Raw genomic sequence first — 17385 nt, 5'->3', positions numbered from 1 at the left:
CTTAACCTATTTGAAAATGTATAAATTATCAATCAAACCGTTTTTTATTGTAACAGCTTTAGTTGTTGGAATGCACACGATGACTGCTCAAGACGGGTTGGTCAACTCATTGAAGGTAAATGCCAGTGCAAAAAGTGCCGAAAGCTTTCAATTTACAGATGTAATCAACTTAGAAAACACTTCGGTAAAAAATCAAGGTTCATCAGGAACCTGCTGGAGTTATTCTACCAATTCTTTTTTAGAATCAGAAATGATCAGAATTGGAAAACAGCCGGTAGAATTGTCTCAGGTTTTCTCTGCTCGTAATGCTTATGTCGAAAAAGGTAAAAACTACGTGCGCATGCATGGAGCCGTAACCTTGGGTGATGGAGGAGAATTGCATGATGTAATTAATATGTACAAAAAATACGGAGCAGTTCCTCAATCCGTTTACACCGGTTTAAACTATGGAACTTCCAAAAATAAGTTTGCCGAAATGGCTTCATTGTCAGAAGCAGTATTGACCGCAGTTGTCAAAAATCCAAACGGAGAACTTACTCCAAACTGGGAAAAAGCATACGCAGCAGTAATTGATTCTTATTTAGGGCAGGTGCCGGAAAACTTCACTTATAAAGGTAAAAGTTATACGCCTCAAACATTTGCTAAAGAAGTGGTAGGAATAAATCCTGACGAATATGTAGAATTTGCTTCATATGCCGATAAGCCCTATTATTCCAAAACCATGATGATGGTGCCAGACAACTGGTCCTTTGATTTGGCATACAATATTAAAATGAATGATATGACCAACATCATTGACAATGCTTTGAAAAACGGCTACACAGTTGCCTGGGCATCAGATGTAAGCGAGAAAAGCTTCAGCTGGAAAAACGGTGTGGCATACGTTCCAACTAAAAAGTTTGACGAAATGACTGCCGAAGAAAAAGAAAACATGTTCAACGGACCAAAGCAGGAACTAGAAATAACCGAAGAAATTCGCCAGAAAGCATTCGATAATTACCAGACTACTGACGATCACGCAATGCACATCGTTGGAATTGCAAAAGATCAAATGGGCAAGGAATATTATATCGTAAAAAATTCTTGGGGAACTACAAATGATTACAAAGGGTATTTGTATGTAAGCAAGAATTTTGTGAAATACAAAACCACTTCATTTATGGTCAATAAAGGAGGAATTCCAACAGATATCGTTAAGAAAATTGGTGCTTAAATTGCATTAGCAAATACTAAACAAGCCGCTTCAGATTTATGAAGCGGCTTGTTTTTTTAATTTTATTATTTATTTTTAGAAGCAGAAAGATTTGGTATTTTTATAAAGATAGTTCCCGCTATTCGCTGCAATCTTTTTATTTTTAAAGGAAAAATAAAAAGGATTTCCACTTCTATCGGGGCTAACGACAGGCATAGTGCTTCCTTGTTAAGATTTGGAATTTTTATCCAAGGACTAAAACTCACAAAACAGCGTTATATAATTTATGGAGATCAAAAAAAGTTATACGCCCATTAAAGTACTTTTAGGTTACCTTGCATTGCTGGCATTAGTTCTCACTGTAGGCTGGGTTTTATATTCTGAAAATGTTGTCTACAACAAGCTGGAAGATACAATTGCTTTCGAAAAAACTAAGATTTTAAAAGTAAGCAAACTTTTCTCGAATATTTATAAAACCGAAAGTTTAGCCCGAAAAACAATTCAGACCAATTCTCAGAAAGATTTTAAAAGTTATCTAGTTGAAACAGATTCACTAAAATCTCGGATTGATACACTCAAACAAATTGTTACTACGCAATACCAAAAAACTTTATTGGATAGTGTAACCTATTTACTGTCTGAGAAAACTAAAAATATCCGTCAATTAAAAGCTATAAAAAACAAAGCCGAAGATGAAGTTTCGGTAGATAATGCCATTAATGAAATCACCAGAATGGAGTCCAAACTTCGAAAACTGGTACTCAAGGATTTTGCCAAAAATCCAGAACAATTAGGAACTTATCAGCGAAATGTACTTCGGAAATATGTTGATTATCTTAACCAAAATATTCCCGACGACAGCACAAACACACTCAGCAAAAAAGCTTCTGATTCGATTTTGGCCCATTCAAAAAAACTTTTAACCACAGTAAAACAGAAGGCTGAAAAGAAAAAAGAATCATTAAATTTTGAAGAAAATAAACTTCTTAAAAATGAAATTGCCATCTCCGAACAGCTTCGAAAAGTACTTCGAATCATTGAACGTGAAATCATTATTAACTCAATAAAAAACAATACACTTAAAGAAAAATCACTAAAAAAAGTCAATGAAGTTGTAATGACATCGGCAATAATTGGTTTGGTGCTGACATTGATTTTTTCAATTTTGATTGTTAGCGATTATTCGAAATCTCAACTGTATAAAAAACAGCTGGAAATTGCCAATTTCAAAACAAAAAATTTGCTGAAAAGTCGTGAACAGCTTATATCGACCGTCAGCCACGATTTAAAAACACCATTGAGTACCATTGTTGGATACACAGAACTTTTAGGCAATTCAGAGGTCAATACTAAACAGTCGTATTTCGTGAAGAACATCAAAAACTCTTCCGAATATATCACACAATTGGTTCAGGATTTATTGGATTTTTCTCAAATTGAAGCTGGAAAAATTACAATTGAAAAAGTGCCTTTTTTGTTACCCGAAGTTATTGATGAGGTTGCCAAAAGTATTCAGACCGTTTATAAGCAAAAAAGCATTAATCTTACTGTTCATGTTGATGAGAAGCTGAATAAAAACATCGTAGGTGATCCTTTCCGGCTAAAACAGATTTTGAGTAATATTATAGGAAATGCTTACAAATTTACAGATGAAGGATATATTAAAATCAGCGCTTTTCCAACTTCTGACAACTCTGCTTTTGCCATTTCAGTAGAAGATTCGGGAATTGGAATTGAAAAGGGAAATCAAAAGCTGGTTTTCGAAGAATTTGCTCAGGCCAATGAAAATATAGAAAAAAAATACGGAGGAACTGGTTTAGGATTAGCTATCTGTCAAAAGATCATCACTATTTTGGGAGGCAGTTTGAAACTGGAAAGTGAATTTGGTAAAGGAAGTACTTTTATAATTGAACTTCCATTGCAGTTTGATACTAGTTTAAACGATGTTACCAAGATCGAAAAGTCAGTCTCTCTAGATACTAAAAAATATACTTTTATTGTAGTTGATGATGACAGTAATCTGCTGCATTTAACCAGCACTGTTTTAGAACAGGAAAATCATAAGGTCTTATCTTTTGACAATGCTGAAAAAGCTTTGAAAACAATAGAAAATACCAATTTTGATTTTATAATTACCGATATCCAAATGCCTGTGATGGATGGTTTTTTGTTCATTGAAAAATTAAAAAGTACCAATAATTCAGCATACAATAACCAGCCAATAATTGCATTGACAGGCCGTACAGATTTGGATTATTCCATTTTTATCGAAGCTGGTTTTACAACTGTGATTAAAAAACCGTATTCTCCAAAGGTATTACTGGAAACAATTCAGAATATTGTAGAAAACAAAGAGTTTCCTGCAATTGAAATCGATAAACCTGAAGAAATTATTGATGTAAAGCCATATTCATTAAAAACATTAAAACAGTTTTTAGGAAATGATAATGAAGGCTTATCTGTTTTTTTAAATCAGTTTATAGAAAGTACTAAAAAAAATATGGTTTATTTAGAAAATGCTATTAACGAAAAAAATACATCCGAAATTAATGCTGTTTCCCATAGAATTGCACCAATGTTTCGGCAGATTGAAGCCCATCAAATAGGAGAAATTCTAAAATCATTGGAGGAAAATAATTTGGAGAACTTTGATTTGGAAAGCCTTTTTGATTCTCTAAAAGTAAATATTGATGTGCTTTTTACAGCTTTAAATAAAGAAATTGTTTAGTCTATTTTATAATGCTTCAATTTATTATAAAGCGTTTTTCTTGTAATTTTAAGCAATTTTGCTGCTTCTGATTTGTTGTTCTGCGTCCTTGATAATGCCTGAATGATGGCTTCTCGTTCATTTTCTGATAATGAAAAAGTTTCATTGGACTGCTGCTGTTTTTGTACGTGAAAAAATTCTGCTGGTAAAACATCACTTTCAATATAATCGCTCCGCGTTAAAAGAGTTGCCCGTTTTACACAATTTTGCAGTTCCCGCAGATTGCCCGGCCAATTGTATTTTTGAAAAATAGCAATTACTTCTGGAGAAAATCCAATAACTTCTTTATTCAGCTGATGATTCGCTTTTTCAAGAAAATAATCAGCAAAAATCATTAAATCTTCGCCTCTGTCTGTCAGCGAAGGCGATAGGATGGAAAACTCATTAATTCTATGATATAAATCTTCTCTGAAATCACCGTTTTTGACCGCTTCACGCAAATCTTCATTGGTAGCAGTAATGATTCGGATATCAACATTAATTTCTTTATTGCTGCCAACAGGTTTTATTTTTCGTTCCTGCAGTGCCCTCAACAATTGTATCTGATTTTCGTACGAAAGATTTCCAATTTCGTCCAAGAAAAGTGTTCCTCCGTTTGCAGCTTCAAAATAGCCTATCTTATCACTGATTGCTCCAGTAAATGATCCTTTTAAATGACCAAAAAACTCGCTTGCTGCTAATTCTTTTGGAATCGCGCCACAATCAACAGCAATGAAATTGCTGTTTTTTCTATTGCTTTGCTGGTGGATGCTTTTGGCAATGATTTCTTTTCCTGTGCCACTTTCTCCAATAATTAAAACCGACATGTCTGTTGGGCTCACTAATTGTATATGATCCAATAATTTTTTTGAAGCCACCGAAATTCCTTTTACAAATTCGTTATTGAATTCCTTTGGTTTTTTATCAATTATCTTTTCTTTGGAAGGACTTGTTTCTTGAGGAATCTGCATTGCATTTGTAATTACCAATAAAACCTCGTCTGGATTAAATGGTTTTGAAATGTAGTCAGCAGCGCCGTTTTTGATAGCTTTCACTGCAGTATTAACATCCGAATATCCAGTCATAAGAATAATTGGTGTATCTGGATTTGAATTTTTAAATTCGGTCATGAGCCCAATGCCGTCAGAATCTGGCAGCCGGATGTCCATCAGAATCAAATTAAAGAACTCTTTTTTGACAGCCAATCTGGCTTCGGCTGCAGAAAAAGCAATAGACACTTGGTATTCTTTCTTTATTAGAAATTTCTCCAATAATTTGCAGAATGAAATATCATCTTCTATGAGTAATATCTTTGACATTTGTTTTTAACAGCTATTCCGCTAAAATAATATTAATAAACTTGTATTTTCATAATATTATGCAAAAAAAAGAGACTGTTATAAATAACAATCTCTTTTCAATCAAAAACATAAATCTAATTCCCCCAAGTATTATTTTACCAGTTGCCATCAACATCTGTAAAAACAGTAGCTTTCTGGTTTCCGACTGATAATTCTAGTTTGTACTCTTTTTTCTCATTCACATAAGCTTTGACTAGCTTTGCGCCGGAGTATTCTGTTTCTAGAGCAGCTTTCACTGTCACAGGAACTTTATCTAAGCTAACTTCAATAAATTCGGACTTTATATTTGATTCAACTCCCTCATTTTCAAAAATGGAATAAATTGATACAGTTCCTAAAATAATAACTGAAGTTAGAATTAGAATCTTTATTATATTACTATTATTTTTTAATAATGTTACCTGAGGCATCTGTAAATACAGTAAACTTTTTATCGTCTTTTGCAATTTCCAGTTTGTACTCGTTCTTTTCGTTTTTGTACGCCTTTTCTAATTTGGTTCCTGGAAAAGATTTTTCAATCGTTGATTTAACGGCGGCAGGAATTGCATCCGAACTTACTTCAGTAAATTCTTCTTGAGCGTTTACAGACTGATTAATAAGAACTTGCTGAGTAGTAGTATTGACTGCATGTACAGAGATAGCTCCTAAAATTATTGTTGCGAATAAGATTAACTTTTTCATATTATATGTTTTTTATTATTTTTTGATCCAGGTTCCATCAGCATTCGCATATAGAGAGCCTACTTTGTCACCAACGGTAACATCTAATTTATATTCTGATTTTGCATTTTTATATGCTTTAGAAAGAACTCCGTCTGGATATGCTTTTTTAAGGGCATCAGTTATAGCAGATGGAACTTCTTCTAATTTAATTTCAGTATATTCATCTTGAACTGAAATTGTTTTTACAATTGTATTTGAAACTGGAGAAGTTGTGGCAAATGAAGTTAAACTTCCCAAAACTATTGCGGCTGATAAAAATAAATTTTTCATAATGATTGTATTTAATTGTTGATTTATTAGTTTTTAAAGAGGACAGGATTATTTTTTAATCCAGGTTCCATCAGCATTTGCATAAAGAGAACCTACTTTGTCACCAACTGTAACTTCTAATTTATATTCTGATTTTGCATTTTTATATGCTTTAGAAAGAACTCCTTCTGGATATGCTTTTTTAAGAGCATCTGTTACTGCAGTTGGAACTTCTTCCAATTTTATTTCAGTATATTCATCTTCAACTGAAATTGTTTTTACTATTGTGTTTGAAACTGCAGAAGTTGCAGCAAATGAAGTTAAACTTCCCAAAACGATGGTGGCTGATAAAAATAAATTTTTCATAATGATTGTATTTAGTATTGTTTATTAATATTAATTAAAGAAAGACGGCGAGATTATTTTTTAATCCAAGATCCGTCTGCATTTGCAAAAAGACTCTCTGTTTTTCCGCCTGCTGTAATGTCTAATTTGTATTCTGATTTTTCGTTTTTGTATGCTTTAATAATTACTGCATCTGGCTGTGCTTTCTTCAGAGATTCACTAATAGCTGATGGAAGTTCTGCTATTTTAATTTCAGTGTATTCATCTCCAATATAAATGCTTTTTACAACAGTATTAGATATTGCAGAAGTTGAAGCAAACGAGGTTAAACTTCCCAAAACGATGGCGGCAGATAGAAATAAGTTTTTCATAATGTATTATATTTAATTATTAAGTTGTTTACACTTTAGATAATGAAAATAGTATGCCAAAAGGGAAAAGGAATATGTCAAAGCGCATAAACTACTGTATTTAAAGAAGTTTGATGGTGTTACGCTAAAATTGAAAAGTAAAAAAGTGTGTAATTTGGTGGATAGGTGTGTAAAAAGTATACACAATAACTGTTTACCAAGGATAAAATTTAAAAAAGAAAACCCAGCAGTTTTTTTATCTGCTGGGTTTTTGTGTAAAAAAAAAGGCTGTCTAAAAATGACAGCCTCTTAAAATTATTCTATTGGATTCATTTTAAAATCATCCATAAATGCAGTGGTATAATCTCCTGCAATATATCTTGCATCATCCATTAATTGTCTGTGGAATGGAATAGTCGTTTTAATTCCTTCGATTACGAATTCATCTAAAGCTCTTCTCATTTTACTAATAGCTTCTTCACGAGTTTGGGCTGTAGTAATTAGTTTAGCAATCATTGAATCATAGTTTGGCGGAATTGTATATCCTGAATAGACATGAGTGTCTAAACGTACTCCGTGCCCTCCTGGCATATGTAATGTAGTGATTTTACCTGGAGATGGTCTAAAGTCGTTATACGGATCTTCAGCATTGATACGGCATTCAATAGCATGTAATTGTGGCATGTAATTTCTTCCTGAAATTGGCACACCGGCAGCTACTAGAATCTGCTCGCGGATCAAGTCATAATCTACTACCTGTTCCGTAATTGGGTGTTCTACCTGAATACGGGTATTCATTTCCATGAAATAAAAGTTTCTGTGTTTGTCGACCAAAAACTCAACAGTCCCAGCACCTTCGTATTTTATATATTCTGCTGCTTTTACAGCCGCTTCTCCCATTTTATTACGCAATTCGTCGGTCATAAATGGAGAAGGAGTTTCTTCGGTCAATTTTTGGTGACGGCGCTGCACAGAACAGTCTCTTTCAGAAAGGTGACAAGCTTTACCGTATGAATCACCAACAACTTGAATTTCGATATGGCGAGGCTCTTCAATTAATTTTTCAAGATACATTCCGTCATTTCCAAAAGCAGCAGCTGATTCTTGACGAGCTCCTTCCCAGGCTTTTAATAAATCTTCAGGGGCCCATACAGCTCTCATTCCTTTTCCGCCACCACCAGCAGTTGCTTTAAGCATTACTGGGTATCCAAATTTATCGGCTAATTCTGCCGCTTGTTCAAATGATTCTAAAATCCCAACTGAACCTGGCACACAAGGAACTCCAGCTTCAATCATTGTAGCTTTTGCAGAAGCTTTGTCTCCCATTCTGTCAATCATTTCAGGAGATGCACCAATGAATTTTATATTATGCTCTTGACAAATTTTGGAAAATTTTGCATTCTCAGATAGAAATCCGTAACCTGGATGAATTGCATCTGCGTTTGTAATTTCTGCAGCAGCAATAATATTTGACATCTTTAAATAAGACAAATTACTTGGAGGCGGTCCGATACAAACTGCTTCATCAGCAAATTTTACATGCAGACTCTCGGCATCGGCAGTAGAATAAACAGCCACAGTTTTGATGCCCATTTCTCTGCAGGTTCGAATAACACGAAGTGCTATCTCTCCTCTATTTGCGATTAGTATTTTTTTAAACATTTTTTTTCAATTAGATAATTAGGCAATTTTGATAATTAGATAATTAGTTTTTTAGCTTGATTTAAAATCAATCAGGAATCTAAAATCTGCAATCTAAAATCTAAAATTATGATGGATCTACTAAGAATAAAGGCTGGTCAAATTCTACTGGAGACATATCGTCTACTAATATTTTGACAATTTTACCAGATACTTCTGATTCAATTTCGTTGAATAATTTCATCGCTTCAATTACGCAAAGAACATCTCCTTTAGAAATGGTTTTACCAACTTCGGCAAACATTGGTTTGTCTGGAGCAGGTTTTCTGTAGAAAGTACCAATGATTGGTGATTTTATTGTAATATAATTATTTGTCTCAACTGGTTCGGCCACGGGAGCAGCTGCTACTGGAGTAATCTGCTGTGGAGCGGCAGCTTGAGGAAGTGCGTTCTGAACTGGTAACTGCTGCACATAAGTTGCTTCAGTAACATTTCCTTCTAAAGTAGTTCTGATGGTGATTTTAACATCATCCATTTCTAATTTTACTTCTGCAACACCTGAATTTGCTACAAATTTGATTAGATTTTGAATTTCTTTTAAATCCATAATTATTTCTTTTTAGTTTTAATTTATTTTTTATCGTAAGCCCAAGTTAAGTAAATAGATCCCCATGTAAAACCACCGCCAAAAGCAGCAAGAATGATAGTGTCTCCTTTTTTGAAAAGGTGCTCAAAATCAAATAATACTAATGGTAATGTTGCTGATGTAGTATTGCCGTATTTTTCAATATTCATCAATACTTTGTCATCTTCTAAGTTCATTCTATGAGCTGTAGCGTCAATAATACGTTTGTTTGCTTGATGCGGAACCAGCCAATTTACATCTTCGTTAGTAAGATTATTTCTTTTTAAGATCAATTCACTTGCATCGGCCATATTGGTAACGGCGTATTTGAAAACAGTTTTTCCATCCTGGATGATGTTGTGCTGGTTGTCATTTACGGTTTTAATGCTTGTTGGCAGAAGAGATCCGCCAGCTGGGATTTTCAAGAAATCACGACCTACACTATCACTTCTTAAGTATTCATCCTGTAATCCATACCCTTCGTAGTTAGGCTCAAATAATACCGCGCCAGCACCGTCTCCAAAAATAATACAGGTAGATCTGTCTTTGTAATCTACAATAGATGACATTTTATCGGCTCCTATTAATAGAACTTTTTTGTATCTTCCAGATTGGATATAAGCTGCTGCAGTTGACATTCCAAATAGAAAGCTAGAGCAGGCTGCTTGTAAATCATATGCAAATGCATTAGTAGCGCCTATTGAAGTAGCCACATGTGCGCCTGTTGAAGCTACTGGCATATCTGCAGTTGCAGTGGCCATTAAAACTAAATCTATTTCAAGAGGGTCAATATTTGATTTAGCAATTAAATCTTGTGCCGCTTTTATGGCAAGAAATGAAGTTCCTTTATCGGCATCTTTTAGTATTCTTCTTTCTTTGATTCCTGTGCGTGTGGTTATCCATTCATCATTAGTGTCGACCATTGTTTCTAGCACTTTGTTAGAAAGAACAAAGTCAGGAACATAACCACCAACTGCGGTAATTGCGGCTGTAATTGTACTCATTTACGCGATTATTTATTGCAAATGTTGCCATTTGCAAAATTTTTAAAAGTTTCTAAAATTACAATAAAAAAACCAAACTAATTGTGTTAAGTTTTTCTTATTTGGGGGGCGAAATTATAAACAACAAAAAAAACTCTCACGAGGTGAGAGTTCCAGTATTATTACAAAAACGTATTAAGCAAGAGTTACGACAGATTTATCGATTACAACTTGTCCTCTGTAATACATTTTTCCTTCATGCCAATAAGCTCTGTGGTATAAATGTGCTTCTCCAGTAATTGGACATGTAGCAATCTGAGCTACTGTAGCTTTGTAATGTGTTCTTCTTTTGTCTCTTCTTGTTTTCGAGATTTTTCTCTTAGGATGTGCCATTTTACTATATTATTTATCCGTTAATAGTTGCTTTAATTTGTCCCAGCGTGGGTCTATATTTTCTTCTTCTTTCTTTTCTTTTTTTTGCTCTTTAATTGTCAATTCTTTTAGTTTTGTCAAAGCTTCAGTATTTAAACTGCCATCCTTTACTCCAGGATGTACTCTTCTTTGCGGGATTGAAAGTACAATCATCTCATAAATATATTGAGCGATGTCTATTTCAAATTCCCCAAAAGGAAGTATAAGCAGCTCTTCATTATCATTATTAAAAGTCTCTCCAAATCGAACAATAAGTTTTAATTTTCCTTTTATTGGTAAATCAAAATCTTCTCCTGTCATGTCGCAAGGCACATTTATAGTTCCTTGGTGCTTGAAATTTATTTCTAACAAATTGCTTTGCTTGTCTAAAACAACATTTACTTTGATGTCTGAATTTTGAAATTCATTATAATCAAAGATTTCAAAGAACGCATTACTTATTTGATACTCAAATTTATGTTTCCCCAGCTTCAATCCTACGAAAGGAATTGTATATTCTTTTGTCTGTTTCATTTCAGCAATAATTTGCCCTAAACTTCGGGAGTGCAAAGATATAAAATAAATGGAAATCTAATAATGTTATTCACCTTTTTTTGTTTATAACTGTTTTTCTTTTGTTTTTAGGGGTTTTTCGCTTATTTCTGCATATTGATTTCTTGCATTATAAACGTCAATTGCTAAATAAACAGCTTCTTTGAAAGAATTATAGTCGGCTTTATTTTTTCCGGCAATGTCGTAGGCGGTTCCATGATCTGGAGAAGTTCTTACTTTGTTAAGGCCTGCTGTGTAATTTACGCCATTGCCAAAAGATAATGTTTTAAAAGGAATTAAACCTTGATCATGATATGTGGCTATTATGGCATCATATTTTTCATATTGATTACTCCCAAAAAAGCCATCTGCTGCAAAAGGACCAAAAACAAGAGTTCCTTTTTCGAATATTTTTTTCAGGGCAGGTTTTAATATTGCGTCATCTTCATTTCCAATTACGCCGCCGTCTCCACAATGAGGATTAAGGCCTAGAACTGCAATTCTTGGTTTATTGATGCTAAAATCCTGAATTAATGTTTGATTTATGGTTCCGATTTTTTTTATAATTAATTCTTCGGTTAAATGTGCGGCAACTTCGTTGATTGGGACATGATCAGTTAACAAACCAACTCTTAAATTGTCCTGAACCATTAACATTAATGCATTGCCTTCCAGCTCTTGATTTAAATAATCAGTGTGTCCCGGGAATTTAAAATCTTCCGATTGAATATTATACTTATTAATAGGTGCGGTAACCAATACGTCTATTTCGCCATCTTTTAATGCTTTGGTAGCGGCTACAAATGATTTTATGGCATACTGACCCACTTTTTCGTCATTTGTTCCAAGGTTTAAATCAATTCCTTCTCTCCAAAGATTGAAAACATTGACTTTGCCAATTACAATTTGGTCTAGTTTGTCTATGCCGTGTAAAGGAACAATAGATTCGAAATTTTTTCTGATGAATGATAAAATTTTTACGTTGGCAAAAATAACGGGAGTGCATAATTCTAACATGCGTGTATCTTCGAATGTTTTTAGAATCACTTCGCTTCCAATACCGTTTAAATCTCCTATTGAAATTCCTACGATTATATTTTCTGCTTTTTTCATAATGTCCTCTAGTTATTTATTGCTAATTTTGAACTGCAAATTTAGTAAAATAAAACAAGAAATGTTTACAGGAATCATTGAAACACTTGGTGTAGTCCAAGAAGTTAAAAAAGAGCAGGATAATATTCATATCACTATAGATTCGGTATTAGCTAATGAATTAAAAATAGATCAAAGTGTAGCTCATAACGGAATATGCTTGACAGTTGTTGCTATAGCAGGAAATCATTATACGGTTACGGCTATTGGAGAAACTATTAAAAAAACCAACATATCCAATTGGAAAGCTGGAGATATTGTTAATCTGGAAAGAGCGATGAAGCTGGGAGATCGTTTGGATGGACACATTGTGCAAGGCCATGTAGATCAAGTGGGAACTTGTGTTGTGGCTGAGGAAACCCAAGGAAGCTGGCTCTATACTTTTGAGTATGACTCCAGTTTAAATAATATAACTATTGAGAAAGGTTCCATTACAGTAAATGGAGTAAGTTTGACAGTTGTTAATTCTGGTGCAACTAATTTTAGTGTAGCGATTATTCCTTATACTTACGAACACACTAATTTTAATTCGTTTGTTGTAGGGACAAAGGTTAATTTAGAATTTGACGTAATTGGGAAATATGTTTCAAGGCTCTATGCAAATAAATAGCGATGAATAAATTTAAAACATAAAAAAAGACCAATTTTAAATTGGTCTTTTTTTGTTTAGTTTGCTGTTGTGTATCATATATATTCCAAATGATACAGCTATTAAAAGTAATATAATAATATTATCGTCTATAGGAGCAGGGTATGGAGGTGGTACGCAAGGTTGTGGTTCTCCTCCAGGGCATGGAGCTGGAGGGTCATCCGCATGAGCTACATAGCCATAAAGGAAAAAAAACAAAAAAATAATTTTGTAAAAAGCTTTTTTAAAATCTATCTTCATAATTACTAGGGGCAGTGGTAGAGTGATTTGTTTTTGGGCCTAAACTATTGTTAGATTGCAAATCTATAATTATTTTTTTAATTAGCAAGAAATGGACGAGAGATTAAATATAAAGTTTTAAGGCACTACGATTTTGTCTTTTTAACTAATGTAAAATCTTATAAAGAGATTTTTTTGTGTAAGATGCTTTTGCCGAATATTTTATATTAATCGGGATTAGTCGGTTTTAATATTTTTTTTGAAAATAGTTTAGGGGACTTGTCCTTGATTTAAATTAAAATGAATACTTCATATAAGCAGAAAATTTTATGATTATATTCGTACAAAAGATTGTATTTTGAAAGGCAAACATAAATCCTAAATCTTTTTATTCATAAAACTTTAGAAATTAAATCCAAATGAAAAAAAAACTACTTGTTATCTTTATTTTAATGCTTCAATGTATATTTGCTCAAAATACAATATCTGAAAATCAAAAATTGGAAGCCACCTGCAAAATTTGGGGATTTTTAAAATACTATCACCCCAAAGTTGCCAATGGAAGCAAAAATTGGGATGAACAGCTTTTTACTATTCTTCCAAAAATAGAAAACGCTCAAACCAAAGAAGAATTCTCCACTGTTCTAGAGAACTGGATTGCCGAGCAAGGCGAAATACAAACTTACGAGAAAGTAAAATCAGATCCAAAGATCGAGTATTTTACTAAAAATCTGGATTTATCCTGGACTAATGATTCTAAAGTTTTTTCTAAAAGTCTCTCTAAAAAACTTTCGCTAATTCAAAACAATAGATATCAAGGCAAACAATATTACGTTGATTACGAATCAGATCTGTTAAAAAATGAAATTCTATATCCGGATTTTAAATGGACTGATAAAAACTTACGCCTTCTAGCTTTTTTCAGATATTGGAACCTTGTTGAGTATTTTTTTCCTTATAAGTATCAGATGGATCAAAAATGGGATATTACGCTACAGCAGATGATACCGAGGTTCAATAATTCAGAATCTGAAACTGATTATAATTTGGCCTTGAGAGAACTTACAGTAAAATTAAATGATAGACATGCAAGTTTCGATGCAATGAAAGTACACGAATACTTGGGGCTAAAATTTACTCCAATCATTTTTAAAATAATAGATGATAAAATAATAATTGTAGATTTCTATGATGCCAATCTAGCTTTAGAAAATGATTTAAAATTTGGAGATGTCATCACCAAAATTGACGGCAAAAGTATCAATGAGGTTATCAGTGAAAAAAAGCAATATGTAAGCGGTTCCAATAATGCTTCGATGCTGGATAATTTTCAATATGTTCTTTTAAATGGTAATGCAGATACGGTAAGTGTTGAATTAACTAGAGATGGTGTTACCAGAACTAAAATAATCAATCGTTATCCTCTTGGTAAAATTACTATCTCTAAAGAAAAAAATCTAAAACCAGAATGGGAATTGTTACAAGGAAATATAGGTTATGTTAATATAGAAAAACTTAGTGTTTCTAATCTTCCAAAGATTATGGAAGAATTTAAAAATACAAAGGCTATTGTTTTTGATATCAGGGGCTATCCAAAAGAAGTACTCTTATCTCTTGCCGAATACTTAAATCCATCTGAAAAACAATATGCCAGACAAATTGTTCCTGACTTAACTTATCCCGGCAGATTTTATTGGGCTGATATGCAAAAATGTGGAAAAGAAAACCCGGATTATTATAAGGGAAAAGTAATTTCGCTAGTTAATGAGAAAACATTTAGTCAATCAGAATACTTAACTATGGTATTGCAGACTGCACCGAACCAAACAATAGTTGGTAGTCAGACCGCAGGAGCTGACGGTTCTAATATTAGATTTCAAATCATCAAGGGATTTAGAACAAGTTTTTCTGGTTATGGGGTATTTTATCCAAATAAAAAAGAAACGCAGCGTATTGGAATTGTTCTTGACATTGTAGTTAAACCAACTATTTTAGGAATTCAACAAGGAAAAGACGAAGTGCTGGATAGAGCAATACTTTTTGCCAACGGAACAAAGGTAGACTAATTGATATTAAAGGCTATATTTATAAAGCTTTTAAAATAAAAACAAGAACTGTTATTTGAGGGGATTTATAAATTACTTTTTAACCTAGTTTTTTTAGTCCCCTCATTCCGCCCCTGAAAATAAAAAAGCCTTACAAACGCAATGTTTATAAGGCTTTATATTCTTAATAAGTGGTCCCACCTGCACTAACTAAAAACGCTGTTAAGTACTGTAAATAAACGGATTTTTTATTTTTTTAGTTTTTGGGTAGAAAACAGGTAGAAACACTAATTTATACTGATTCTAAGAAGTTTGAATATAATTATCAAGCCCCAAGCCGTTTGTTTTGTGGTTTTCGGGTAATTTACTCCAGTACTCATTTGCTTTGTCTTCATCGCCTCTAAATTCGAATAAACACGCTAAATCATAATATGCGTTTTCCTGTGAGATCAGTTTTTTATAAATAGCTGGAGTAAGTTCCTCTTCAATATCAATAGCAAATTTTAAACACAATGAAAGAGAATCAAAGCGAATGTCGCTTAGTTCTTGGAGTGAAGGATTGTAATTAAATATTGTTTCCATATAACAAAAATACGTAATATATTTTAGTTTGCTTCTTAGTTGTTAGATCGTAGCCAGTGAATCGATCCTGCAAATTATTATTAAAGGATCGCATAATAATGACCACTTAACAAACATTTTCACATACAAACCTTATTTATAATCTGTATAAATAACGTTTTAAGGTGGCGATAATTCCCATTATTTACCGATTAATGATGCTTTTTTATACTTTTGCATGGTAAATCATGCGGTTTGACGCATTTTTTTGCATCATTTTGAACACAAAAACATAAAAAACAACACAAATCATGGATCATAGTAACGCTAGTTTAGAGGAAAAAATAGATACTTTAACTAAAATTATTTTAGGCGTAAATACTAAAGTTATTGAGGCGACAAAAAAAATTGATGAAAATTTTGAAATCCTTGATAATAAAATAGATGCTCTACAAAGTCAACTTGATGGATTACATATTGAGTCAAAGACTGGCTTTGCAGATGTAAAACATGAATTAAAGAAAATTCAAAAAGTTTCTAACTATTCCGAAGAGTACGAAAACTTACTTAAAATAGCAAAATAATTAAAAACCCTACTTAGTAGGGTTTTTTTATTGGCAGAAAATTTATATTCATTTTTTTTTAAGTTAAAAGCATGCCCCGCTGGATCGCTCTAGCAAATAAGTATAGGATCATTTGATTGTTGGCAACTAACAACTCCAGCAGATCGGTTCATATTGGATCAATAGATCAGTTCCAGGCAGTAGCTCCAGCATATCGGCTCATATTGAATCAGTAGATCAGTTCCAGGGAATAGCTCCAGCAGATCGGCTCATATTGGATCGGCAGATCAGTTCCAGGGAATAGCTCCAGCAGATCGGCTCACATTGGATCGGCAGATCAGTTCCAGGGAATAGCTCCAGCAGATCGGCTCACATTGGATCGGCAGATCAGTTCCAGGGAATAGCTCCAGCAGATCGGCTCACATTGGATCGGCAGATCAGTTCCAGGGAATAGCTCCAGCAGATCGGCTCACATTGGATCGGCAGATCAGTTCCAGGGAATAGCTCCAGCAGATCGGCTCATATTGGATCGGCAGATCAGTTCCAGGGAATAGCTCCAGCAGATCGGCTCATATTGGATCGGCAGATCAGTTCCAGGGAATAGCTCCAGCAGATCGGCTCATATTGGATCGGCAGATCAGTTCCAGGGAATAGCTCCAGCAGATCGGCTCATATTGGATCGGCAGATCAGTTCCAGGGAATAGCTCCAGCAGATCGGCTCATATTGGATCGGCAGATCAGTTCCAGGGAATAGCTCCAGCAGATCGGCTCATATTGGATCGGCAGATCAGTTCCAGGGAATAGCTCCAGCAGATCGGCTCATATTGGATCGGCAGATCAGTTCCAGGGAATAGCTCCAGCAGATCGGCTCACATTGGATCGGCAGATCAGTTCCAGGGAATAGCTCCAGCAGATCGGCTCACATTGGATCGGCAGATCAGTTCCAGGGAATAGCTCCAGCAGATCGGCTCATATTGGATCGGCAGATCAGTTCCAGGGAATAGCTCCAGCAGATCGG

Annotated in this window: 19 protein-coding genes; 5 read left to right on the top strand and 14 right to left on the bottom strand. The window is 34.0% G+C overall.

The window, feature by feature from the left end; translation table 11 throughout:
• The first annotated feature begins 16 nt into the window (after nt 1-16).
• On the top strand, nt 17-1213 hold the full coding sequence (locus C8P67_RS19010; RefSeq protein ID WP_115814768.1) for a C1 family peptidase: 1197 nt from the start codon (nt 17-19) through the stop codon (nt 1211-1213).
• Between the two features lie 265 nt (nt 1214-1478).
• The gene (locus C8P67_RS19000) at nt 1479-3920 is read left to right on the top strand and encodes an ATP-binding response regulator (protein WP_115814766.1); all 2442 of its coding nucleotides are present in this window, start codon (nt 1479-1481) and stop codon (nt 3918-3920) included.
• Here the strand turns inward: C8P67_RS19000 and C8P67_RS18995 are convergent.
• From C8P67_RS18995 to pdxA, 12 genes are all read right to left on the bottom strand, one after another.
• Complete coding sequence (locus C8P67_RS18995) at nt 3917-5257, bottom strand: sigma-54-dependent transcriptional regulator (protein WP_115814765.1); 1341 nt, start codon at nt 5255-5257, stop codon at nt 3917-3919. The genes C8P67_RS19000 and C8P67_RS18995 overlap by 4 nt on opposite strands.
• 137 nt (nt 5258-5394) lie before the next feature.
• Nucleotides 5395-5709, bottom strand: coding sequence for a hypothetical protein (locus C8P67_RS18990; RefSeq protein ID WP_245980514.1), 315 nt, complete (start codon nt 5707-5709; stop codon nt 5395-5397).
• A complete protein-coding gene (locus C8P67_RS18985) occupies nt 5681-5980 on the bottom strand; it encodes a PepSY-like domain-containing protein (protein WP_115814764.1) in 300 nt (99 codons plus the stop codon). Before C8P67_RS18985 ends, C8P67_RS18990 begins: the two co-directional genes overlap by 29 nt.
• Before the next feature lie 15 nt (nt 5981-5995).
• Nucleotides 5996-6292 (bottom strand): hypothetical protein, encoded by a 297-nt coding sequence (locus tag C8P67_RS18980; RefSeq protein WP_115814763.1) that lies wholly within the window; start codon nt 6290-6292, stop codon nt 5996-5998.
• A gap of 48 nt (nt 6293-6340) precedes the next feature.
• Nucleotides 6341-6637: a hypothetical protein gene (locus tag C8P67_RS18975; protein WP_115814762.1), complete on the bottom strand. Its 297-nt coding sequence runs from the start codon at nt 6635-6637 to the stop codon at nt 6341-6343.
• Between the two features lie 53 nt (nt 6638-6690).
• Entirely contained in the window at nt 6691-6987 is a 297-nt protein-coding gene (locus C8P67_RS18970; RefSeq protein WP_115814761.1) for a hypothetical protein, read from the bottom strand.
• Nucleotides 6988-7281: 294 nt separating this feature from the next.
• Entirely contained in the window at nt 7282-8628 is a 1347-nt protein-coding gene (accC, locus tag C8P67_RS18965) for an acetyl-CoA carboxylase biotin carboxylase subunit (protein WP_115814760.1), read from the bottom strand.
• Between the two features lie 106 nt (nt 8629-8734).
• Nucleotides 8735-9214: an acetyl-CoA carboxylase biotin carboxyl carrier protein gene (gene accB, locus C8P67_RS18960; protein ID WP_115814759.1), complete on the bottom strand. Its 480-nt coding sequence runs from the start codon at nt 9212-9214 to the stop codon at nt 8735-8737.
• Between the two features lie 23 nt (nt 9215-9237).
• The gene (locus C8P67_RS18955) at nt 9238-10236 is read right to left on the bottom strand and encodes a beta-ketoacyl-ACP synthase III (protein ID WP_115814758.1); all 999 of its coding nucleotides are present in this window, start codon (nt 10234-10236) and stop codon (nt 9238-9240) included.
• A gap of 174 nt (nt 10237-10410) precedes the next feature.
• Nucleotides 10411-10608 carry a 50S ribosomal protein L32 gene (gene rpmF / locus C8P67_RS18950; protein ID WP_115814757.1) on the bottom strand — a complete coding sequence of 66 codons (198 nt, stop codon included), beginning with the start codon at nt 10606-10608 and terminating at the stop codon, nt 10411-10413.
• Nucleotides 10609-10617: 9 nt separating this feature from the next.
• Nucleotides 10618-11160, bottom strand: coding sequence for a YceD family protein (locus C8P67_RS18945; RefSeq protein ID WP_115814756.1), 543 nt, complete (start codon nt 11158-11160; stop codon nt 10618-10620).
• Nucleotides 11161-11244: 84 nt separating this feature from the next.
• On the bottom strand, nt 11245-12294 hold the full coding sequence (pdxA, locus tag C8P67_RS18940; RefSeq protein WP_115814755.1) for a 4-hydroxythreonine-4-phosphate dehydrogenase PdxA: 1050 nt from the start codon (nt 12292-12294) through the stop codon (nt 11245-11247).
• 58 nt (nt 12295-12352) lie between these two features.
• On the opposite strand from pdxA, the gene C8P67_RS18935 reads away from it, so the two are divergent.
• Nucleotides 12353-12940 (top strand): riboflavin synthase, encoded by a 588-nt coding sequence (locus C8P67_RS18935; protein WP_115814754.1) that lies wholly within the window; start codon nt 12353-12355, stop codon nt 12938-12940.
• 36 nt (nt 12941-12976) lie between these two features.
• Here the strand turns inward: C8P67_RS18935 and C8P67_RS18930 are convergent, their stop codons facing one another.
• On the bottom strand, nt 12977-13219 hold the full coding sequence (locus C8P67_RS18930) for a hypothetical protein (RefSeq protein WP_115814753.1): 243 nt from the start codon (nt 13217-13219) through the stop codon (nt 12977-12979).
• 398 nt (nt 13220-13617) lie between these two features.
• Between C8P67_RS18930 and C8P67_RS18925 the strand changes: the two genes are divergently transcribed.
• Nucleotides 13618-15264, top strand: a complete 1647-nt coding sequence (locus C8P67_RS18925; RefSeq protein WP_115814752.1) for a S41 family peptidase — start codon at nt 13618-13620, stop codon at nt 15262-15264.
• A gap of 282 nt (nt 15265-15546) precedes the next feature.
• Here the strand turns inward: C8P67_RS18925 and C8P67_RS18920 are convergent, their stop codons facing one another.
• Nucleotides 15547-15825: a hypothetical protein gene (locus C8P67_RS18920; protein WP_115814751.1), complete on the bottom strand. Its 279-nt coding sequence runs from the start codon at nt 15823-15825 to the stop codon at nt 15547-15549.
• A 290-nt stretch (nt 15826-16115) separates the two neighbouring features.
• Here C8P67_RS18920 and C8P67_RS18915 point away from each other — a divergent pair, with 290 nt between their 5' ends.
• On the top strand, nt 16116-16388 hold the full coding sequence (locus C8P67_RS18915) for a hypothetical protein (RefSeq protein WP_115814750.1): 273 nt from the start codon (nt 16116-16118) through the stop codon (nt 16386-16388).
• Nucleotides 16389-17385 lie beyond the last annotated feature (997 nt).

The sequence above is a fragment of the Flavobacterium aquicola genome, assembly GCF_003385115.1.
Classification (GTDB): domain Bacteria; phylum Bacteroidota; class Bacteroidia; order Flavobacteriales; family Flavobacteriaceae; genus Flavobacterium; species Flavobacterium aquicola.
Note: the sequence above shows the minus strand (reverse complement) of the source record. Positions and strands in the feature narration are given on the sequence as shown.

Bases quoted from the DNA above. Each gene is read 5' to 3' on its own strand.
- C8P67_RS19010 (WP_115814768.1), top strand. From the start codon at position 17: ATGTATAAATTATCAATCAAACCGTTTTTTATTGTAACAGCTTTAGTT.
- C8P67_RS18935 (WP_115814754.1), top strand. From the start codon at position 12,353: ATGTTTACAGGAATCATTGAAACACTTGGTGTAGTCCAAGAAGTTAAA.
- C8P67_RS18945 (WP_115814756.1), bottom strand. From the start codon at position 11,160: ATGAAACAGACAAAAGAATATACAATTCCTTTCGTAGGATTGAAGCTG.
- C8P67_RS18920 (WP_115814751.1), bottom strand. From the start codon at position 15,825: ATGGAAACAATATTTAATTACAATCCTTCACTCCAAGAACTAAGCGAC.
- rpmF (WP_115814757.1), bottom strand. From the start codon at position 10,608: ATGGCACATCCTAAGAGAAAAATCTCGAAAACAAGAAGAGACAAAAGA.
- C8P67_RS18970 (WP_115814761.1), bottom strand. From the start codon at position 6,987: ATGAAAAACTTATTTCTATCTGCCGCCATCGTTTTGGGAAGTTTAACC.
- C8P67_RS18915 (WP_115814750.1), top strand. From the start codon at position 16,116: ATGGATCATAGTAACGCTAGTTTAGAGGAAAAAATAGATACTTTAACT.
- C8P67_RS18975 (WP_115814762.1), bottom strand. From the start codon at position 6,637: ATGAAAAATTTATTTTTATCAGCCACCATCGTTTTGGGAAGTTTAACT.
- accC (WP_115814760.1), bottom strand. From the start codon at position 8,628: ATGTTTAAAAAAATACTAATCGCAAATAGAGGAGAGATAGCACTTCGT.
- accB (WP_115814759.1), bottom strand. From the start codon at position 9,214: ATGGATTTAAAAGAAATTCAAAATCTAATCAAATTTGTAGCAAATTCA.
- C8P67_RS18925 (WP_115814752.1), top strand. From the start codon at position 13,618: ATGAAAAAAAAACTACTTGTTATCTTTATTTTAATGCTTCAATGTATA.
- C8P67_RS18985 (WP_115814764.1), bottom strand. From the start codon at position 5,980: ATGAAAAAGTTAATCTTATTCGCAACAATAATTTTAGGAGCTATCTCT.
- C8P67_RS18995 (WP_115814765.1), bottom strand. From the start codon at position 5,257: ATGTCAAAGATATTACTCATAGAAGATGATATTTCATTCTGCAAATTA.
- C8P67_RS18955 (WP_115814758.1), bottom strand. From the start codon at position 10,236: ATGAGTACAATTACAGCCGCAATTACCGCAGTTGGTGGTTATGTTCCT.
- C8P67_RS18930 (WP_115814753.1), bottom strand. From the start codon at position 13,219: ATGAAGATAGATTTTAAAAAAGCTTTTTACAAAATTATTTTTTTGTTT.
- C8P67_RS18980 (WP_115814763.1), bottom strand. From the start codon at position 6,292: ATGAAAAATTTATTTTTATCAGCCGCAATAGTTTTGGGAAGTTTAACT.
- C8P67_RS18990 (WP_245980514.1), bottom strand. From the start codon at position 5,709: ATGCCTCAGGTAACATTATTAAAAAATAATAGTAATATAATAAAGATT.
- C8P67_RS19000 (WP_115814766.1), top strand. From the start codon at position 1,479: ATGGAGATCAAAAAAAGTTATACGCCCATTAAAGTACTTTTAGGTTAC.